Here is a 21835-nt window from a genome sequence, read left to right on the forward strand (position 1 = left end):
TGATGAAAAATATTCAAGGCAACCTTGGACCTGTTATTTATTTTCATGTGCCTAAGAAACCTTTAATAATCTCCGCCATATTATAAATTATGAAATAATTAATTGGAGAAAGTAATGGACATTGGAGATATAGTTGTAAGAAAATCTTATAATAAAGATGTTACTTTTAAAATAATTGATATTAAAGAGAATAATGGAAGTGAAAATATTATTCTTAAAGGCATTAATATAAGAATAATAGCAGATGCAAGCGTAGATGACCTTGAATTAGCTGATGAAGACGGTGGCTCCCAAGATAGGATTTTAAATACAAGAGTAAATGAAGCAATAAAGAAAGCTATGGTACTTCGAGGTGATTTTAGAGATAGGGCTGATAAGTCTCCTAAAATAAAAGCAAAAAATGAATTGATGTTTGGGAGGCCGGGGAAAATACTTCATGTGGATGGGGACAGTGAGTATATGGAGACTTGTCTAAAGGTATATAAGCAATTATCTTTAGATGCAGTTGGCAGGGCAATACCAGAGAGGGAACAACCTGAAGTAATAGTAGATCTAGTAAAAGAAATAAAACCAGATATAGTAGTGCTAACAGGCCATGATAGCGTATTAAAAGAACCGAAGGATTATTTGAGTTTAGATAATTACAGAAACTCGCGGTACTACCTAGAATCAGTTAAAAACTTAAGAAATTATAATTCAAGTTATGATGAATTAGTAATATTTGCAGGAGCATGCCAGAGCTGTTATGAAAGAATATTAGATGTAGGTGCTAACTTTGCTTCAAGTCCTAATAGAGTTTTAATTCATTGCCTGGATCCTGTATTTGTGTGTGAAAAGATTGCTTATACGAGAATAGATAAAATAGTTTCAATAACAGATGTGATTGAAAATACAATAACAGGAATAAAGGGTGTTGGGGGATTACAGACAAGAGGAAAGTATAGGGAGGGGTATCCTAAATCATTGTATATTTAATGTTAGACATATTAAAAAAGGCAGTCATGACTTAAGACTGCCTTTTTATGCTGAAGTATTAGAAAATTGACTATGGTAATATAGAAAGATATAATTGTATCATTAAAAATAATCCATAATAGGATAATGGAGGTAAATGATGGCTAAGTCAATTTCAAAGAATGCTATCTTTAATGCAATATTAAATATTTGTAATTTAATTTTGCCTATGATAGTAGCACCATGGGTTACTAGAGCTTTTAGTATTTCGCAAAATGCCTATATTATACAAGGAGAAACCTTTAATACTATATTATTAGCGTTTGGAAGTTTTGGGGTTTATAGATATGGGCTAAGAGAAATTAGTAAGGTAAGAGAGGATCCAAGGAAGCTTAGTCAGACATTTACTAGTTTATTTTTTATAACGACTTTTACAAGTATAGTGGTATTTATAATATATCTGATATTCTTATTTAAACTATATAAGGATAATCCGGCATATTATACATGTGTAATTTTAGGCTTTAACATAGTATTTAATCTATTTTATGTGGAATGGGTTAATGAAGCTCTAGAGGATTATAAATTTATAACTGTTAAGACTATGATAGTAAAGATAGTATATTCAATAGTAATAATATTAGTTATAAGAAATAATAATGATTACTTATTTTACATATACTTAGGAGCAGTAATAAATATAGTGAATAATTTATTAAGCTATTTCTACGTTAAGAGAAAAATTAAATTTGATTTTTCTAATTTTAAACTTAAGAAATATTTAAAGCCTATGTTATTAGGGACAATACTTTCTAATACAGGTCTTCTATATACCTATAGCGATAGAGCCCTTATTATGAAATATAGTTCAGACGGAGATCTTTCATGCTATGGAATAGCACAAAAAGCAATGATTATAATTAATGCATTAATGCTTACGATAATTCAAGTTACAACACCACGACTTTCAAATAATTTAGGAAGTGGTAGTAAAGATAACTATAGTAGGCTGCTTAATAGAATTATCAAGATTTATTTTTTATTCTTATTTCCAGCATCAATAGGCTTATTTTGTGTATCGAAGCAAGTTATTTGGATATATAAGCCTGAATTTGTACCATGGACTTCGCTAATGTCAATTTTTTCGTTATATATGCTAACCTTTGGAATTCAAGGGGTAATTTCAAATCAAATAATATACTTAAATAAAAAAGATAAGGAAGATGTGAAAATATTCTTCATAGGAGGAGTATGTAATATAGCAATGAATGGAATATTATTACTTACAAATATGTTTACAGGAACAAATTCTCTCATAGCAACTACAATTTCAAATATAATAGTAATAATATTAGAATATAGAATTGTTAAAAAGCAGATAAAATTAGATATACATTTATTTTCCTTTGAAAATATCAAGTATTTTTATTATTCCTTGTTATTTATTCCTATAACTTTTTTAATAAATCATTCTATATCGAGTATGATTGTTTCATGTACAATAGATGTAATTATCTGTGGATTATTATATTTAATAATATTATTGGTAACTAAGGACGTTGTATTTTTTGAAGTGTATAATAGAGTAATTAGAAAATTAAAAGTTTTAATCTAATTACAATGTATATAATAAAAAATTAAGACTAGATGGTTAAGAAAGAACATTCTTATTTATCTAGTCTATACTTTATATTTAGAGAATTATTTTAAACCCATTCCTTTTCTTTTTGCAATTATATGAGCTTCAATATTTTTGGCAACTTCAACAGGATCATCGCCTAGTGCTATTTTACCGCCAGTTACATCTTCTGCTTTTTGAGTTAAGAGTTCTACTAACTGTGGAGCTCCTGTCATAAAAGGTGTAGGAGATAAGTGAGTATATGCACCATAAGCTAATGCAAAAATTCCATCTATAGTTGCTTTTTGTTCCATCCATTCAGGAGCTGTAACAGCTATTGGAAGATCAGATACATCGACATCTAAGTGATCTGCGAGGGCTGTAACCAGCATAGATATTCTTCCAGTGTCAGTGCAGGTTCCGAAACTTAGTACTGGAGGAATTTTTAATAGGTTACAGACTTCCTTTAATCCTTCTCCCGCTATTTCATTAGCAGCGTCAAGCGTACAAAGGCCAGCAACTTCAAGGGCATGATTTCCACAGCCGCCGCATACCACTAATATATCTCTTTTTATAAGCTCTTTTGTAAGATTTATTGTCATCCAATCCTGCGGACCATTTCTTAAGGTTGAACAGTTTGCAAGAGCAACAACTCCTTTTATTTTACCAGCGGCTATTACATCTACTAATGGATCAAGTTTATTTCCAATAGCTCCGAGTACAGCTTCAGTTGAAAAACCAGCAATTGCTTTTTGTATTTTCTTAGGAACCATTGGAACTATGTTTCTTTCTTTTCTCTTCTTAAAGTTTTCTATTCCAAGTTCAATTAATTTGTCAGCCATCTTATCAACTTCAAAAGGCTCATAAGGGATTTTGTACTTAACACCTGGTAAATCTATTATGGTACTTACAGCTACTAAAGTTATTTGATATTTTTCAGCATACATATCTATAGCAGGGGGGGAACAGTTTTCCTCCATTGCAAAAACATCAACGGTACCAGTAGCGAGTAATGGTTCAATGGTGAGCCAGTTACCCATGTGACCTATAAATACATCATCAACCTCAAATCTTTGCAATAGCTCTTGACCAGTTTCAATAGAGCCTACTATTCTAAGTCCTTTTGCCCCAGCAGCTTTTGCTTTTTCTTGAATTTCAGAGGTCCTTGCTTTTAATAGAGTTGCAACTCCAGGCCATGGCTGATGACCGTTAAATACTATGTTAACGTAATTAGGGTCCATTATTCCAAGGTCCATATTAACTTCATGTGGTTTAGGAGTTCCAAATAGTATGTCTTGAACCATTTCAAGTCCTATTTGAGTATTATAAATTGTGGCGATTCCAAGTCTAAGAGCTTTCATTGCTAAAGAAACATGACTACCATCTACATTTGTAAGGCAGCTGGCTACACAATTTTGTTCCTCATGAACTGTTCCTGCTGGATAAATAGCGAGCTTTTTCCATAACTCTTTTCTTTTTTTAGGTGCAAAAGCTTCTACCATTATATTTCTATCTTCTGAATCAACCTTTTGTTGATCCTCAAGTAACACAGCTAATTCAATTGCCATATCGTTAATCTGCTTGCTTGTATCTATTCCTACTTTCTCACACATCCATTTAAGTTTACCCGCATCAGTAATTTTAAATGGAGTTTTTCCCTCACCAGTAGCCTTTAATGTTCTAAAAGCCTCATAAGCGTGATGGCTGTATGTACCAGCACCCATTATGTTTTTTAGAAGAAAGTTTCTCATTGCCATACCATTTGCTTCTATTCCACATACACCTTTATCCTGCCCGGTCTTTTCGCTTATTCTACATGGACCATTTGAACACAATTGACAGCTTAAACCCTCAAGACAAAATTTGCATCTGATTTTTTCTTGTAGTGCGTATCGGTCGAATACATTAGACATTTTATCTTCTCTAATTCGTTTTAGCATTTCTTCAACAGAATCATGATAACTTGCTCTTCCTTCAAATTTTTCTAGCGTCTTTTCACTCATAAAATTTTTGCTCCTTCAATATAAAAATAGATTTAATGATTTGAAACATTTATCAATTACAAACATCAAATACTAATTTTCCCTATAGAAGGATTAATTATGTATTTGAATCAATCTATTTGCTTTACTTGAGAGGAGTCTTAGATTAAATATCTGAAGAAATAAGACCAAAATTAGTGTGAAATATTATTTTTATATTAAATTAGAGATAAAGGGAATAATAATTAAATAAATACAGATAATAAAATAAAATAGCTTAAAAACATATATAATTGGAAAAATGTTTACATTGACAATGTGGTACTATAAATGATAAAATAGTTGTTTTACTTGACAATTAAGGCTTTTTAATATATAATGTAATATGAAAGAGGGTGTTTATTATGGAAAAAGTCAAAACTATCGCTTCCATTAAAAATGATATAGAGAGACATATAGGGCAGAAAGTTACTCTAAAAGCTAATGGTGGAAGAAAAAAGATTTTAGTTAATGATGGCATAATTGAAAGTGTATACCCAAGTATTTTTGTTATTAGATTAAAAAATGACACCCAAAGGACCGTGACTTATAGCTATTCAGATGTATTAACAAAGACTGTACAATTGGTATTTCCATCTAGAATATAAACTTCGATTAAATCGGAGTTTTTTTTATAAGAACAATTTAAAAATATAAACATGAAAAAAATGAACGAAAATTAGAATATACTACGATAATTTTTTGTAATTAGATATTTTTGTAGAACTTAATAGAAAAGACTGTAAATAATTTATGATGAATAACATAAAATTCTATAATAAGACGAAAATTCTTATTATTTTATGAAATTATATAAAATAAAAAAGAAAGATGGTGGGTTTCCATCTTTCAACTATGGTATAAAAGGGTATTGAGAATTTATGAGAGGTTATATGGTCAATAACCAATTACTATAATACGACAAAAAAATATATATGTCAATAAAAAAATAAAAAAAATTTAAAAAAGTTTTTACATGGATTTTACAATGCTTTTGTCTAATTTCCATATTAAATGTAAGAATATATCTATCATAAACTTATGGTAATACGTATATAAATAAATAATAGGAATTTTATGGAGGTATGGAAATATGGCAGACATGGATATTGTAAAGGAAAATGTGCAATTCGAACAATTGCTTAGGGAAAATAATACGAATACAGTTTTAAAAGATGAATATCTGATTCCAGATACACATCCGGATGTACAAGAAATACTAACTATTGAAGCAAGACCAATGATTGTTAATAAAGAACTTATTGGAGATAAAATGGTAATTGAAGGAAAGGTAGAGTATACAGTAATATATTTAGCTAAGGAAGATGGACTTGCTGTAAATTCAGTTAATTATAATCAAAATTTCACAAATAATATTGATTTAAATCAAGGAGAAAACAAAGTTTTTTGTGAAGCTGATTGCAATGTTGAACATATTGAAGCGGCTATAATGAATGAAAGAAAAATATCTATTCAAGGGGTAATTGCTATTGGATGGGAACTTTATAAGAGTAATGAATTTGAATTTGTAAAGGATATTGAAGGTAGTGATGATGTAGAAATTTTAAAGAATACAGAAACAATAAATAAAATTAGTGCAGCTGAAGATATGGAGTTAGTTGGCAAATCCATGATTAGAGTTGGAATGGATAAACCACAAATAAACAAGATATTAAGATGTTCATTATTATTGCATAAAAGAGAAATAAAAATTGCGGAAGATAAGGTTTATCTTGGATGCTACTGCAAATTGAATATTTTATATAAAGGTGATGATTCTAAAGATATAATTCCTTTAGAAGATGATATTTATTTATCAAAGGAAGAAGAAATTGAAGGAATTACACCTGATATGATTCCAACAGTATCTTATGAAATATCAAATAATGATTTAATGTTAGAGGAAGATGATTTAGGAGAAGTCAGAATTATAAATAATGAATTTGTAGTTAAGGCAGGCATTAAGATATTCTCTAAGGAAAACATAGATACAATTAAAGATGCATATTCTACAAAGTGTTCTCTTGGACTTCAAAAAGATGAGCATGAAGTTGGAATCCTTCATGGAGTAAATAATTCAGAATCAACAATTAAACACAATATTCAACTAAAGGAAAATAATTTAAGGCCAGAACATATTATATTTGCAAGCGGAACAATAATATTAACAGATAAACAGGTTGTGAAAGATAGAATTGTTGTAGAAGGAATTATTAAAGCAGATGTATTATATAAGACGAACGATGATGAAAGATATTTAGCAAGTATCAAAGCTGAAATACCATTCTCATCAGCAATTGATATTTTTGGTGCTGATGAAAATATGAAATGTATAACAAAAGGAAATTTAGAAAACATTGATGCAGCACTGGAAGGGAATAGTATAGCAATAAAAGCTACTATAGTATTATCAGGTAAAATTTTGTATGAGATGAATAAGGAATTTGTTACTGATATAATTGAAGAAGAGGGAGAGATTCCAGAAAAAAAGGCAAGTATAACAATTTATGTTGTAGGAGAAGGAGATAATTATTGGAACTTAGCTAAAAAATATAATACAACAATTGATAAGTTGATTAAAATAAATAAAATTGAGGACCCAGAACATATTGAAGTAGGACAGAAATTAATAATTCCAGGAAAAGCAATTTTTTAAAGAAGCATAGAAGATTCATATTTAGAGAGATACTTAGAAAACATTTTTTAGTTTTTTTAGGTATCTCTTTTTATTTAAGAAAAATCAGCTGATTTTTCGCTTTAATTTGGTGCTTGCAATTTCCCACTTGTAACTAGTAACATCTGTGGTTATTTTTTGAATAAATATAAAAATTGGTGGAAAGAATATTTAATGCATGATATGAGGTGATAATATTTGAAAACTATATTAAGTGGAAATTTAATAATCATTGGAGGTGCTGAAGATAAAGAAGGGAAAAAAGAAATTTTAAGAAGAGTATGTGATTCTATAGATAAAGACAAAGATATGCTCCTTGTTGCAACAATAGCAACTGAATATCCTAAAGAAGCTGCTAATAAGTATAAAGAAGTCTTTGGAGAATTAAAAGTAAGAAATATTAAGATACTTGATATTAATGAGCGAACTGAGGCATATGATGAAATGAATGTGGAGCTTATAAAGGAATCATCATTAATATTTTTCACTGGCGGAGATCAGTTAAGAATAACAAGCTTAATAGGCGGAACTCCAATTTATGATGCGTTAAGAGAGGCGTGCCATAAAGGAACATTTATTGTAGGAACTTCTGCTGGAGCATCCGTCATGAGCGATACGATGATAGTTCAAGGGAAAGATGAAGATTCACCAAGAAAATGTACATTAAAAATGTCTCCTGGATTAGGTTTAATTAAGGATGTTATAATTGATCAGCATTTCGCCCAAAGAGGAAGAATAGGGAGATTGTTAACTGGAATCGCGCAAAATCCTGAAGTATTAGGAATAGGAATAGATGAAAATACAGGAATAATAGTGAATCAGTCAGGTTTAATAGAAGTTATAGGGGAAGGTGCGGTTTATTTTATTGATGGCAGCACAATTACATATACTAATGTTTCAGAACTATATTCTGATGACATTTTAAGTATGCACAATGTAAAATTGCATATATTGACTAATAAAAGTAAATTCGATCTTAGAAAAAAGTCACCTTTTGAGGAGGAAAAAAACAATCATGAAGATAATACAAAAGAGAATATATGAAGGACAAAACATTTATTCCCATAAAAAGTGTATAAGACTGGATGTTGATTTAGAAGGATATTCGGAAATACCAAGCAATGAGATAAATAATTTTAATTTCAATCTTGTTAATTTAATACCTGAATTAAAAACTCATAGATGTGGAATTGATGAAGAAGGGGGCTTTGTTAAAAGATTAAATGAAGGAACTTATTTAGCACATATTTGTGAACACATTATAATAGCAATACAAAACAATTTAGGTATAGATGCTGCTTATGGAAAAGCAAGAGAGATTAAAGGTGAAATATATTATGTTATTGTGCAATATGAGTATAAAAACACAGTAATAGAAATAGCTAGTTTGGCAGTTGATATAATCAATTCTTTAATAAATCAAAACCCTATAAATTTTAGAGGGAGAATGAATATTATAAAAGATATATTAAAGAATGAGCAAATAGGTTCAACAACAAAAGCTATTTGTGATGCTGCCAAAGAGTATAATCTTCCAGTTATGCAGCTTGGAGACAGCAATATATATCAAATAGGATATGGTAAAAAAGGCAGGATTATTGAAGCTTCTATAGGAAATAAAACTGCATGTGTAGGAGTAGATATTTCTTGTGATAAGCTTTTAACTAAACAACTGCTTCAGGATCAAAATATTCCTGTCGCAGAAGGGGGAAAAGTACTAAATTTAATTGATTTATTGCAGAAAGCAGAAAAAATAGGATATCCAGTAGTGCTAAAACCACAGTGTGGAAATAAAGGTCAGGGAGTAAAGCTCAATATAAAAAATCAAAGACAATTAGTAAGTTCATATATCGATTTAAAGAAAAAACAAAAGGAGATTATTATCGAAAAGTACTTTGAGGGTAATGATTATAGAGTTTGCGTAGTAAACTATAAAGTGGAAGCAGCAGCTTTAAGAATAGCACCTCTTGTAATAGGTAACGGTAAAGATAGCATAAAAAGATTAATTGATATTGTTAATGAAAATCCGTTAAGAGGAGAAGATCATGAGAAAGCATTAACAAAAATAAAGATAGATTCAGAGTTAATTGGCAATCTATTAAAAAGGGGATTTAAGCTGGAGTATATACCTGAAAAGGGAGAAAAGGTATTATTAAGAGAAAATGCAAATCTTTCAACTGGTGGTATGGCAATAGATTGTACAGAAGAAATTTGTGAAGAAAATATAGAATTCTGTATAAATGCAGCTAAAGCTTTAGGGTTAGATATATGTGGAGTGGATATTTGTGCACGAGATATAGGTATTCCTCTTGAAAGAAATAATGGTGTTGTATTAGAAATAAACGCTGCACCAGGAATAAGAATGCATCACTTTCCTTCAAAAGGTAAGCCTCGTAACGTTGGTAAGGCAATACTAAAGATGTTATATGATGAAAAGCCTAAGAATATACCTGTAATATCTATAACGGGAACTAATGGAAAAACAACAACCACAAGATTAATAAGCCATGTATTAAGAAAAATGGGAAATAATGTTGGTATGACATCAACAGACGGTATATACTTGAATGATAAATGCATTCATAAGGGTGATGATTCTGGATTTAAGAGTGCAAGGACAATATTGACTAACAGAGATGTAGAGATAGCAGTTTTAGAAACTGCTAGAGGTGGTTTGGTAAAGAAAGGATTAGCATATGACTTGGCAGATATAGCTATAATAACCAATATAACTAATGATCACCTGGGGTTAGATGAAATTAATTCTATAGAAGAATTAAGTATGGTAAAGGCATTAGTCGGGGAAGCAGTAAAAAGTGATGGGTTCGTGGTAGTAAATGCTGATGATAAGTATAGTAAAACTATAATAAATAGATTTACAGCTGAGAAGATTTACTTTTCTAAATCTAAAGAAAACCCACTAATAAAAGAGAATATTTCAAATGGAAAAATAGCTGTATTTGTTGAAGATAATAAGATATGTGTAATCAATAATAATAGAAAGTATGAAATAATTTCAGTTGAAGAATTACCAATATCTTATGGTGGAAAATTGGAGTATAACATTGAAAATGCAATGGCAGCTTGTGCAGGTTTAGTAGGTCTAAAAGTTGATTATTGTATGATTTCAAAAGGTTTTATGGACTTTAAGTTAGATGATAAATTTAATAGAGGAAGATTTAATGTTTATGACTGTTATGATAGAACAGTTATTTTAGATTATGCTCACAATATTGAAGGATATAAAGCAGTAATCTCTTCATTAAAGAAGATTAAAGGGAAAAATAACTTAATTGGAGTCATTGGAATACCTGGAGACAGAAAGAATGATATAGGATATGCAATTGGAGAAATATGTGCAAATAATTTCGACAAAATAGTGATAAAAGAAGATAAAGATAAAAGAGGCAGACGAAGTGGAGAAATTGCAGAGTTACTAAAAACAGCTATATTAAATAATAATAAAGACGCTAAGATAAAAATACTGTTGGATGAAGTTGAGGCATTAAAACATGCTATAGAAGTAAGTGAAAAAGGCGATATAATTGTAGTATTTTATGAAAAATTAAATCCACTTTTAGAGTTTATAAGAGAAGAAAATACAAGGGATATAGAATTTGAAGATAGAAGTTATAAGCAATATAAAGGAGTATGATTGTAAAAATATATAAATACTTTATTTGTTATAAGCACTCACGCATGAACTTTAAACGATTTTTATAGAAACCTTTTTAAACAACTTAATTAGACAAGAATTTTTACCTATGATAGAATATTGTTAAAATAAGTAGAAAGGATATATGAAAATGGAGATTAAGGCTTATGCGAAAATCAATATTGCCTTAGATATTGTAGGGAAAAGAGATGATGGATATCATCTTCTAAGGATGATAATGCAGACAATAGATTTGTACGATATAATTGAAATTGAGAAAAATGCTTCAGGAATAAACATAAAATGCAATAAGCATTATGTCCCAACAGATGAAAGGAATTTAGCATATAGAGCAGCAAAACTGTTTAAAGAAACCTATTCCATTAATGATGGTGTTGATATAAATTTAACTAAAAATATACCAGTTTCAGCTGGGCTAGCTGGAGGAAGTACTGATGCAGCAGGTGTTCTAAAGCTGATGAATAAAATATTCAATATAAATGCAAGTGCTGATGAATTAAGGATGTTAGGATTAAAGCTTGGAGCTGATGTTCCATACTGTATAGAAGGTGGAACAGCATTATGTGAAGGAATTGGAGAAAAAATCACTACATTAAAGAAATTCAAAGATAAGATATTAGTTCTAATAAAACCACCTTTTGGAGTATCAACTAAGGAAGTTTACAAGGCTTTTGATATGTCAAAGGTTATATTTCATCCTAAAATAGATAATCTAATAGAAAAAATGAAAAGTGATGATATTTACTTTGTGGCAGAGAACATGAAAAATTTATTAGAAAATGTTACTTTGAGAAAGCATAAGGTTATTATGAATATTAAGGACGAAGTTAAATTAAATGGTGCTATAGGAACTTTAATGAGTGGCAGCGGACCTACGGTTTTTGCATTTTTTGATGATATGTTAAATGCACAAATGTGCTATGATAATATGAAGAATAAGTATAAGGATGTATTTATAACAAGAACAATTTAATATTAACTAATGTATAAAAAACCTCCAAGTGGTAATACTTTCAACTACAAGGGGGTTTGTTGTATGAAAAAAATTTCTAAGTTAAAAAAGATAATTTCTATGAGTTTGATATGTACAAGCATGGGAGTATTTGCTGGGTGTACAAGTTTAAAGGACAACTTGAATCAAAATCAAGGAGAAAATAAGCCTGAGGAAGTAAGAGTACTTGATTATAATGAAGTTAAGGATTCATTGATTAGATTTCATGTCATAGCGAATAGTGACAGCGATGAAGATCAAAATTTAAAGTTAAAAGTGAAAGATAAGGTTATAGATTATTTATACCCATATCTGAATTCTTCAAAGTCACTAGATGAGTCTAGGCAAATTATAAAAGATAGAATGGGAGAAGTTAAAAAAATTGCAGAAGAGGTAATTAAAGATAATAAATATGATTATGGAGTGCAAGTTCAGCTATCTAGAGAAAATTTTCCGGACAAGTCTTATGGAAATATAGTTTTACCACAAGGTAATTATGAAGCTTTTAGAATAATAATAGGAAGTGGACAAGGCAAGAATTGGTGGTGTGTAATGTTTCCACCATTATGTTTTGTTGATGAATCAAAGGCTGAGGTTGAGTATGACAAAACAGAGAATAGAATAAAAGCAAGTCAGCATGAGGATGAAGCTCAAGGAGAGCAAGAAACAGATGGAAGTAAAGTTAGCAATAAGGACGACAAACAAAATGACGTGCAAATAAAATTTAAAATATTAGAAATACTTAAGGAGATATTTGATTAGATGAGTGATACGGTAAGAGCATTAGCAATGATTTCAGGAGGGTTAGATAGTATATTAGCTGCAAAACTAATTAAAGATCAAGGGATAGAAGTAATAGGAATTTGCTTTAGATCATACTTCTTTAATGAAGAAAATGCGATAAAGATGACAAAGCAAATAGGAATAAAATTAGAGGTCATAGATTTTTCTAAAGAACATTTTGAAATGGTTAAAGATCCGAAGCATGGCTGGGGTAAAAACATGAATCCTTGCATAGATTGTCATTCTATGATGATGAGATATTGTGGAGAATTACTTGAAAAATTTAATGCTGATTTCATCATTACAGGTGAAGTTTTAAATCAGAGACCAATGTCGCAAAACAGATCAGCATTAGATATAGTAAAAAAGCAATCTGGATTTAGTGATAAAATTTTAAGACCTCTATGTGCGAAAAATTTAAAGGAAACACAGATGGAGCTTGATGGATTAGTAGATAGAGAAAAATTATTAGATATTTCAGGAAGAAATAGAAAAATGCAGATGGACTTAGCTGAAAAGTGGGGAATAAAAGATTATCCATCACCAGCAGGAGGATGTAAATTAACGGAACCTAATTATGCTATTAGATTAAAAGAAATTTTGGAGAAAAAAGAAGAGGTTACTGAAAAAGATATACATCTATTAAAATATGGAAGACATTTTGTCAGCAATAATAATGTGAAAATAATAGTTTCAAGAACAGCAGAAGAAGGTGAAAAAATAAAACAATTATTAAATAACAAAGATATAGTTTTTTTACCGTCTAGATTTAAAGGAGCAATGGTAATAATACCAGATGGAACCCCCCCTATGGAAGAGGATATAAATTTAGCATGCAGGCTGGCTGTTAGATATAGCAAAGGAAAAGATGAGGAAATAGTTGAAGTTAAGTATGGTAAGTTTGCAACAAAATTTAATGAAGCAAAGAAGGTTAATTCTATAACTCAAGAAGAACTTGAAAAATATAATATTAATTAAAACAACATATATTAAATATTTATAAAAATGAATTAAAAAATGGAGGAGAATCATGAAGAAAAAAGCAATTATTACGGTTGATAGTTCTGTTTTAAATGATGAAGAGGATTTAATAGGAGTCGTAACACCAGGAGAGTTTTATAAGATAGATGATGGTTTTAAAGTTGAATATGAGGAAACACAGCTCTCAGGTATGGAAGGAACGAAAACTACCATAATAATTAGAGAAAAGTCTTTTGATTTAATTAGAGAAGGAACTACAGAAACTAAGATGGAGTTTCAAAGCAATGTGACAACTGTATCCATGTATAAAACACCTTATGGAATACTTGATGTCAATATACATACTAAAAAGCTTGATATAAATGTTAATGAGAATGGTGGAAGTATAAGTGCAATATATATGTTGGAGATAGGTGAACAGCCAGCTATTAAAACCAACTTGACAATAAATATAAAGGCAGATTAATTTATAAAATTCAGCTAAAGTTATACTTGGATTCTAATAAACATTTATTACCATCCGTTGATGGATTTGTATTTATATAAATTCATTAACGGATGTTTTTTATTTAAATATTTATGTTTTAGTATACTTGCCACATGATATTTTGGAATGCTGGGGGAGGTTTACCTGATTATAAAAATATATTTATAGTGAAATAAACATAAGTGTATTTTTTTACAAGGCAGATTATGCTTATTTTAAGAATATTCAAAATAGATATTAAATTCGTTAAATTCAAATGAAAGTAACTGATAAAAGTTAATAATGTAAAAAATAGAATATATAAGGAATTTGTATAATACACGATAATATTGTATTATATAGTTAGAAAATATAATAATTCTCAAAAGATAACAAAGCTAAAGCAGAGCTATAATTGATAATTTAAATATATGTCAATATTTAAATGATATATGTTCGTCATCTTATTAAATTGGAGAGTGATATTTCTTGTATAATATTATTTTAGTTGAAGACGATCCTATTCAAAGGGATATTCTAAAAAAGATGGTTGCATCTACATATGAGTTTTTGAAAATTTATGAAGCTGACAGTGAAATCACAGCATTAGATATAATTGAAAAAAATGATATTAATATGTTTTTGATTGATATTCAATTAAAGGATTCTTCAGGATTAGATCTTGCAATGAAGATTAGAAATATCCCTAAATATGAGTTCAGGCAAATTATTTTCTTAACAACTCATATGGAATATATAACACAAGCATTTAAACAAACACATTGTTATGATTACATATTGAAGCCATATGACAAAAATAGTGTACAATCTATGCTAAAAAAGATTATTGTTAATGAAACCGATAATTTAAATAATAAAAAGGATATTTCTGATGAAATAGAAGAAAAAGAAATAATTGTAACCTTGAAAAATGGAATATTTGTAGGAATAAAAGTAAAAGATATTCTTTTTGTAGAAGTCATTGGAAAAAATTGCGAGATAAATACCGTTAATGGAGTTTATGTTTCTAATAATACGAGTTTGAAGAAAATAATAAAATTAATTGATTCTGATTATATAATTCAAAGTCATAGAGCTTTTGCCATAAATATAAATTGCGTATTTAAAATTGAAAAGTTAGATGTAAAGCTCAGTGAGGTATATTTTAATAAATATGATAAAACTGCCCTTTTAGGTTATAAATTTAAAAATGATGTGATATCTAAATTTAAAGAAGGAAAGAAAATGATATGCTAATACATTTTATCATAAATTTCTTAGATACGTTTAACATAATTTATTTATGGGCAATATTTGCCAAAAAGAATAATATCATTTTAAAACTTATAGGAAGTACATTGACTGCATCTGTGCTTATGACTATTACAGAAAGATTAGGAATTCATTTTATTGTTACTTATATAATAATTATTTTAGCATTAAAGATTTTTTTTGAAAGAGACTTAAAAGATGCTATACTAGGTTTTTTCTTTACAGCATTTATTATGATGATATTTCAATTAATGCTATTAACAATTATGAATGAATTTATTAGTGATGATAATATTAAAGGCATAATTACAGAACTGATAATGTTAACAAGTATATTAGTATATTCAAGAATGAATATAAGTAAAAAGATTTCGTATAAAAAGATAAACAGTAATATATTAATTTATTTTATTTCGACTTTTAGTATATATGCTAGTGTTATTAAAACTATGTGGAATTATGATGATAGTATAGTTGTTAATAATTTACTTTTTATAGTATTAATATTAAGTATATTAGGGATATCTCAAACAGTAATATACTTTAATATTGTTAAAGGAATAAAGGAAAGAGAAGAACTAAGGCTTTCAAATGAATATAATACTGTTATTAATGAAATAGTTCAAGAAATAAAACAAAGACAACATGATTTTAATAATTACAAAAATACAATAAAAGGAATAATAGAGGTCGTAGATGAAGAAAAAATAAAACAAACAATTACTGATTACATAAAAGATGAAGATATGAATGATAATCATATAAATGATTTAGTGTATATTGATAATGTTATTATAAGATCTATAGTATATAATAATCTGGTTAAAGCAAAGAAATTTAATGTTAATCTTAAATATATAATTGAGAACGATGTTTTAGATGATACATTAAGGTATCACGATATATCAAATCTGTTAAGCAATTTATTAAATAATGCTTTTGATGAAGTTACAAAAGATGAGTGTGTTGATAAGGAGATTGAAGTGAAAATATTTAAAGAAAAAAATATATCTCATTTAATTATTAAAAATAAAATTGCTAATAGCAATAATCTTAATTTAAATGAGATATTTGCAAGGGGATATTCAACTAAAGATAAAGGTACAAGAGGTTATGGTTTGTACAATGTACAGCAAATAGTTAACGCTAACAAAGGATATATAAAATTAAATGTAGAAAATGAAGAATTAATTTTTGATATCTACTTTAATAAATCTTCTGGATAATCCGGTTCACCCCAGATAGTTCCGCATCTTGATTTTGATACTAAACTAAATAATTTAAGTAATATGGCTGAAAAAATGTTTATAGATCTTTCCATTAAAAACAACTCCTTTTAAATTAATAAAAATCACCTGAGAAATTTGTACAAATAAACTTATAAATATACAATTACATATTTGAATATTATTAGATTTGAAAAATAATATTCCCCAAAAACTAATAGATATTAAAGATAATGTTTTTAATATCTTATCATTTTGCATTGGTCGTTTTTCATTAGGACAAGGAGCATAAACTAAAGCAATAATAAAAAACAATACAAATGAAGATATGTAAAAGTTATTTTTTAAATATGGAACTAAGTTACTAAATAGTAATACAGTAACGAAGTATAATGTACTCCATATTAAACACGAATTAAAAGTTTTACAATGTAGTCCTCCTAGAAAGGAGCGTGTTGTAAGTAAAATAATATATATTAGAAAAAATAACTTTAATTCATGAAATTTAAGGAATATTAAAAATATAATCAGTAATTTAGATAAGTCTCCAAAAATCACTTCTAAAACATATTGAATTTTTAATATATCCTTTTTGGTTAACGAAGAATTTCTTTCACCTAAGTGCTGTGATATCTTAATAGATAACGATTTTATCATTAAATAACCCCTTTATTTAATTTTAGTTACATAATACACTTATAGAATACATTGGCATAAAATTCAATATTCATGGAATTAAAAGTACATTTTAGGGAATAAAAAGAATACTTTTCAAGGAATAGTGGATGGATAGAAGGTATTTTCTTTTAATATAAGTTTTATTGTGTTTGGAGTAATATATATTTACTCCTTTTTTTTATTATGTAAATATATGCTTTAATAATATAAAACTAAATAAATAGCATATTTAAATGCGATATTTAGATATTAACATTGTAAAAATACATAGTAAGGAGAAGTAAGTTCATGTTTCTAAAGAAGAGTAAAGATAAACTTTGGACACTGGTTTTTTTTATTTTATGGCAAAGTCAACTTGTTTCTATATTGGGAGATGCAGCATATAGCATAGCGTTAGGATTCTGGGTGCTTGAGGTTACAGGTTCTACTGGATTAATGGGTGCACTTATGGCTGTATCGACATTACCTGGAGTTTTGGTATCGCCATTTGCTGGGGTGTTGGTTGACCGTTATAAAAGAAAAAAATTACTAATATTGATGGACATGATTAGAGGATTAAGTGTACTGATTATTTCAATAGCTGCTTTTAATAACAAGATATCAGTTTGGGAAGTTTTTTTAGCAGGAATTATATTAAGTATTTGTGGAGCGGTATTTAGGCCATGTGTTAATTCTTCCGTTCCTGATGTTGTGCCTAATTCAAGATTGGAAAATGCAAATTCCATGCTTGCAATTGTGAATACTGGGGCAAATATGGTAGGGAATGTAGCTGGAGGATTTCTTTTTCAGATAGTTGGTGCTCCATTTCTATTCTTGTTTAATGGATTATCATATTTCTTTTCTGGAATTTCAATATTTTTCATAAGTATTCCAAGGGTAGAAAAGAAGAGTGAGCAGAATTTTTTAAAGGATATGAAGGATGGTTTTTCGTTCATGTGGAAACTTAAAGGATTAAGATACATATTATTTATGGCTGCGGCCCTAAACTTTTTTTCATATATTTCAATGGTTCTTTTCTTACCGTTATTTCAGGAAACTCCATATCTTGGAGCTGGGAAATATGGAATTGCAATGGCGTGTGTTATGGGAGGAGCAATGATTGGATTCTTATTTTTGTCTGCTATTTCCATTCCTCCTGCTAGAAGGTTAAAAATGTTTATAATTTCAATTGTGGTGTATAATTCAAGTCTTATTATTGCAGTAAATCAGTCTTTTTTTGCAATTATGATGATATTTTTAGTCTTGGGTGGATTTTTTAATTCAATTGTAAATGTTATTTTGATATCTACAGCACAAGCTGCAACCCCTCAGGAAATGAGAGGAAAGGTAATGGCATTTATGAGCATGACTAGTGAGGGACTTACTCCTATAGCTATGGTTCTTGGTGGTGTTCTGGCTGATTTTATTTCAATAAGGATTATCATGTCTGCTTCTTTTGTTGTAATAATTGCCATAGTTGTTCCATTTATTTTTATAAAATCTTTCAAAAAGTTTATAAGCTATGACTATGAAAAAAACAGTCTAACGAATTTAATTCAAGATCAGAATTTAATTAATGAAGAGGCGTAAATAAACAATATAATATGGATTATAAGATGAGATCGCAATTTAGAAATAAATTTGCGATCTTTTTCATTTAGAATATCATTTGCTACCCCAATAAGCCTCTTCAGATTTTTATGAAATAGAGACTATTTTATATATTATGAATTGCATTTACAAAAATATTAAACAACAGAATTCAAACGACAAATTTAAGCATAAAAAGTAAGTTTTTAAGAATTAAGATGAAAAACATGCCATATATACTTTTAATATGTAATTTTTTGTGTTTAAGGATATATATATTTACTAAATTTTTTCATTATGTGACTATATATTCATAGTAGTACGTTAAAGAATTATTGAAATATAACAAGAAAAACAAAGTGCTAGTTTTAATGGTTAAAAAAGATAGGAGTATGAGAAAAATGAATAATAAAACTTTTTATGATTTAACACATCCACAAAAGAGAATATGGTATGTACAAAACTTAATATCGGATGTTTCTTTATGTAATATTGGTGGATTGCTGAAAATTAGTAAAACCGTTGACTTTGATATCTTAAACAAAGTAATGAATATTATAATGGAGAAAAATGAAGGTTTTAGATTTAGATTTGCACTTGAAAATAATGATGTTAAACAGTATATAGACGAATATAAGGAAGAAAAAATTGATCGCTTTTATTTTAAGAATTTTACAGAGTTAAAGAAATGGACTGATGAAGATTTTAAAAAACAGATTCCACTATATAGTAATAAGTTGTACTATATGGCTTTATTTAATTTAGGAGACGAGCAGAGTTACGTTTATTTAAAAGCTCATCATATAATAGCAGATGGCTGGTCTCTTAACGTTGTTTCAAGTCAATTCTGTGATATCTATAATAAGATGATTAATAATGAAGCTATAGATAATAATATTGAATATTCATATACTGAGTTTATAGCATCAGAACAAAAATACATAGCATCAGAAAGATTTAAAAAAGACAAAGAGTATTGGAATGAAAAGTTTACTGAATTGCCTGATATGTTAATTGATGATGCAAAAGATGATAATATTGAAGGCAAGAGAATAGGCTTTGATATAAATATAGAGAAATCTATGAAAATAAGAGGATTTTGCAATCAATTCAATTCATCTTTAAATACTTTCTTTATAGCAGTCTTAAATTTGTATTTAAGAAAAACCTATTCAAAGAAAAACATTACTATAGGAACAGGGATATTAAACAGGTCTGGTAAAAGAGAAAGAAATGGTGTAGGTATGTTTGTGAGTACAATGCCATTTAAATATACATTCCGTGAAAAACAATCCTTTAAGGAATTAATTGCTGATGTTGATAATGAAATGAGAGTAGCATTCAAGCATCAAAAATATCCATATGACATTCTAGTAGGAGATTTGAAATTAAATCAAAAAGGTTATGAGAGTTTATATGAAATTGTATTTACATATTTAAATTACAGCTTCCAAAGTGAGGATAAGGTTATTGGCGATACATTGGTTCAATTAACTGATAAATATTGTGGATATCAATATGAACCATTGAAGATTATCGCAAGAGATTTAGAGGAAAATGGCCGCATCAACCTGTCCTTTGACTATAGAACAAGTCTATTTAGTGAAGAGGATATTCAGGGAATTTATGATAGATTCAATATCATTATAGATAAAGTTTTAGAAAACATTGATATTAATCTTGATGGATTAGAGTGCGTAAGTCATAAAGAAAAAATCAAGTTATTAAATGAATTTAATAAAACAGATACAGAATATCCAAGAGATAAGACAATACAACAATTATTTGAAGAGCAGACAGAAAAAACACCAAACAGTATAGCAGTGGTATATGAGGATAAGAAATTAACATATAGGGAGCTTAATGAAAAGTCAAATTCCTTAGCAAGAGTTTTAAGAGAAAAGGGAGTGGGGAAAGAAACGATAGTAGGGATCATGGTAGATAGATCTCTAGAGATGATAATAGGAGTGTTAGGAATATTAAAAGCTGGTGGAGCATACTTACCAATAGACTCTGAATATCCTGAAGATAGAATAAAATATATGTTAGAGGATAGTAAAACTAAAATACTTTTAACACAAAATAAATTATTAAAAAATATAAATTATGATGTTCAGGTTATAAATCTAGAAAATGATAGGTTATATGAAAAAGAAAGTAGTAATTTAAACAATGTAAATAAAGCTGATAATTTAGCATATGTTATATACACTTCTGGAACTACAGGAAAACCTAAGGGAGTTTTAATTGAACACAGAAGTGTGGTTAGGCTTGTTAAAAATACTAATTATATGAATTTATGCGAGGAAGATCGTATATTACAAACAGGATCTATAGTATTTGATGCTTCAACTCTTGAAATATGGGGAGCTATACTAAATGGTGCTCGATTATATCTTGTTAACAAGGATGTAATCTTAAGTTCTGAAATGTTAGAAGAAGCCTTACATAAATATAAGATAACAGCAATATGGCTTACCTCAGCATTGTTTACTCAATTATCTCAGTATAATCCAAAGATATTTAATGGCCTTAAATATTTATTGGCAGGAGGAGATGTATTATCACCTAAGCATATAAATTTGGTAAGAAATATGAACAAAAATATAACGGTGATAAATGGATATGGACCTACTGAAAATACTACATTTTCAACTACATTTCTAATTGATAAGGATTATGAAAATAATATACCAATAGGAAAGCCTATTAGTAATTCTAAAGTATACATATTAGGAGAAAATAATTGTCTAGTGCCAATAGGGGTAGCAGGAGAGTTGTGTGTTGCTGGAGATGGACTTGCAAGAGGATATTTAAACAGGGAAGAACTTACAAGAGAGAAGTTTATTGATAATCCATTTGAGCCAGGAACTAAAATGTATAGAACAGGAGATTTAGCAAGATGGCTTCCAGATGGAAATATAGA

Annotated in this window: 17 protein-coding genes; 14 read left to right on the forward strand and 3 right to left on the reverse strand. The window is 28.6% G+C overall.

The window, feature by feature from the left end; all coding sequences use genetic code 11:
* Positions 1-114 precede the first annotated feature (114 nt).
* Both yabG and CLOBL_RS22250 read left to right on the forward strand, forming a co-directional pair.
* The gene (gene yabG / locus CLOBL_RS22245) at positions 115-975 is read left to right on the forward strand and encodes a sporulation peptidase YabG (RefSeq protein WP_077861030.1); all 861 of its coding nucleotides are present in this window, start codon (positions 115-117) and stop codon (positions 973-975) included.
* Between the two features lie 139 nt (positions 976-1114).
* Positions 1115-2569: an oligosaccharide flippase family protein gene (locus CLOBL_RS22250; protein ID WP_077861031.1), complete on the forward strand. Its 1455-nt coding sequence runs from the start codon at positions 1115-1117 to the stop codon at positions 2567-2569.
* 86 nt (positions 2570-2655) lie between these two features.
* On the opposite strand, the gene cooS is transcribed toward CLOBL_RS22250, so the two are convergent.
* The gene (gene cooS, locus CLOBL_RS22255) at positions 2656-4575 is read right to left on the reverse strand and encodes an anaerobic carbon-monoxide dehydrogenase catalytic subunit (RefSeq protein WP_077861032.1); all 1920 of its coding nucleotides are present in this window, start codon (positions 4573-4575) and stop codon (positions 2656-2658) included.
* Between the two features lie 383 nt (positions 4576-4958).
* On the opposite strand from cooS, the gene CLOBL_RS22260 reads away from it, so the two are divergent.
* The 10 genes from CLOBL_RS22260 to CLOBL_RS22305 all read left to right on the forward strand — a co-directional run bounded on the left by CLOBL_RS22260 (position 4959) and on the right by CLOBL_RS22305 (position 16662).
* Positions 4959-5201 (forward strand): Veg family protein, encoded by a 243-nt coding sequence (locus CLOBL_RS22260; RefSeq protein ID WP_009168103.1) that lies wholly within the window; start codon positions 4959-4961, stop codon positions 5199-5201.
* Positions 5202-5686: 485 nt separating this feature from the next.
* The gene (locus CLOBL_RS22265; protein ID WP_077861033.1) at positions 5687-7249 is read left to right on the forward strand and encodes an SPOCS domain-containing protein; all 1563 of its coding nucleotides are present in this window, start codon (positions 5687-5689) and stop codon (positions 7247-7249) included.
* Positions 7250-7465: 216 nt separating this feature from the next.
* Positions 7466-8311 (forward strand): cyanophycinase, encoded by an 846-nt coding sequence (locus CLOBL_RS22270; protein ID WP_009168105.1) that lies wholly within the window; start codon positions 7466-7468, stop codon positions 8309-8311.
* Complete coding sequence (gene cphA, locus CLOBL_RS22275) at positions 8283-10922, forward strand: cyanophycin synthetase (RefSeq protein ID WP_077861034.1); 2640 nt, start codon at positions 8283-8285, stop codon at positions 10920-10922. The genes CLOBL_RS22270 and cphA overlap by 29 nt, the downstream gene beginning before the upstream one ends.
* A 151-nt stretch (positions 10923-11073) precedes the next feature.
* Entirely contained in the window at positions 11074-11916 is an 843-nt protein-coding gene (gene ispE / locus CLOBL_RS22280) for a 4-(cytidine 5'-diphospho)-2-C-methyl-D-erythritol kinase (RefSeq protein WP_077861035.1), read from the forward strand.
* 63 nt (positions 11917-11979) lie between these two features.
* Entirely contained in the window at positions 11980-12696 is a 717-nt protein-coding gene (gene spoIIR / locus CLOBL_RS22285) for a stage II sporulation protein R (protein WP_077861036.1), read from the forward strand.
* Positions 12697-13695, forward strand: coding sequence for a DUF814 domain-containing protein (locus CLOBL_RS22290; protein ID WP_077861037.1), 999 nt, complete (start codon positions 12697-12699; stop codon positions 13693-13695). It abuts the gene before it with no gap.
* Positions 13696-13747: 52 nt separating this feature from the next.
* On the forward strand, positions 13748-14164 hold the full coding sequence (locus tag CLOBL_RS22295; protein WP_009168110.1) for a DUF1934 domain-containing protein: 417 nt from the start codon (positions 13748-13750) through the stop codon (positions 14162-14164).
* Between the two features lie 489 nt (positions 14165-14653).
* Positions 14654-15421, forward strand: a complete 768-nt coding sequence (locus CLOBL_RS22300) for a LytTR family DNA-binding domain-containing protein (RefSeq protein WP_077861038.1) — start codon at positions 14654-14656, stop codon at positions 15419-15421.
* Complete coding sequence (locus CLOBL_RS22305; RefSeq protein WP_077861039.1) at positions 15415-16662, forward strand: GHKL domain-containing protein; 1248 nt, start codon at positions 15415-15417, stop codon at positions 16660-16662. Before CLOBL_RS22300 ends, CLOBL_RS22305 begins: the two co-directional genes overlap by 7 nt.
* On the opposite strand, the gene CLOBL_RS27670 is transcribed toward CLOBL_RS22305, so the two are convergent.
* Entirely contained in the window at positions 16638-16757 is a 120-nt protein-coding gene (locus CLOBL_RS27670) for a hypothetical protein (RefSeq protein ID WP_009168113.1), read from the reverse strand. The two genes, CLOBL_RS22305 and CLOBL_RS27670, sit on opposite strands and share 25 nt — an antisense overlap.
* Complete coding sequence (locus CLOBL_RS22310; RefSeq protein WP_077861040.1) at positions 16717-17319, reverse strand: accessory gene regulator B family protein; 603 nt, start codon at positions 17317-17319, stop codon at positions 16717-16719. Before CLOBL_RS22310 ends, CLOBL_RS27670 begins: the two co-directional genes overlap by 41 nt.
* A gap of 309 nt (positions 17320-17628) precedes the next feature.
* Here CLOBL_RS22310 and CLOBL_RS22315 point away from each other — a divergent pair, with 309 nt between their 5' ends.
* Positions 17629-18909: an MFS transporter gene (locus CLOBL_RS22315; RefSeq protein WP_077861041.1), complete on the forward strand. Its 1281-nt coding sequence runs from the start codon at positions 17629-17631 to the stop codon at positions 18907-18909.
* Between the two features lie 401 nt (positions 18910-19310).
* On the forward strand, positions 19311-21835 hold a 2525-nt coding region (locus tag CLOBL_RS22320), incomplete at its 3' end, for an amino acid adenylation domain-containing protein (protein WP_143323931.1).

The organism is Clostridium sp. BL-8 (assembly GCF_002006495.1).
GTDB lineage: Bacteria > Bacillota > Clostridia > Clostridiales > Clostridiaceae > Clostridium.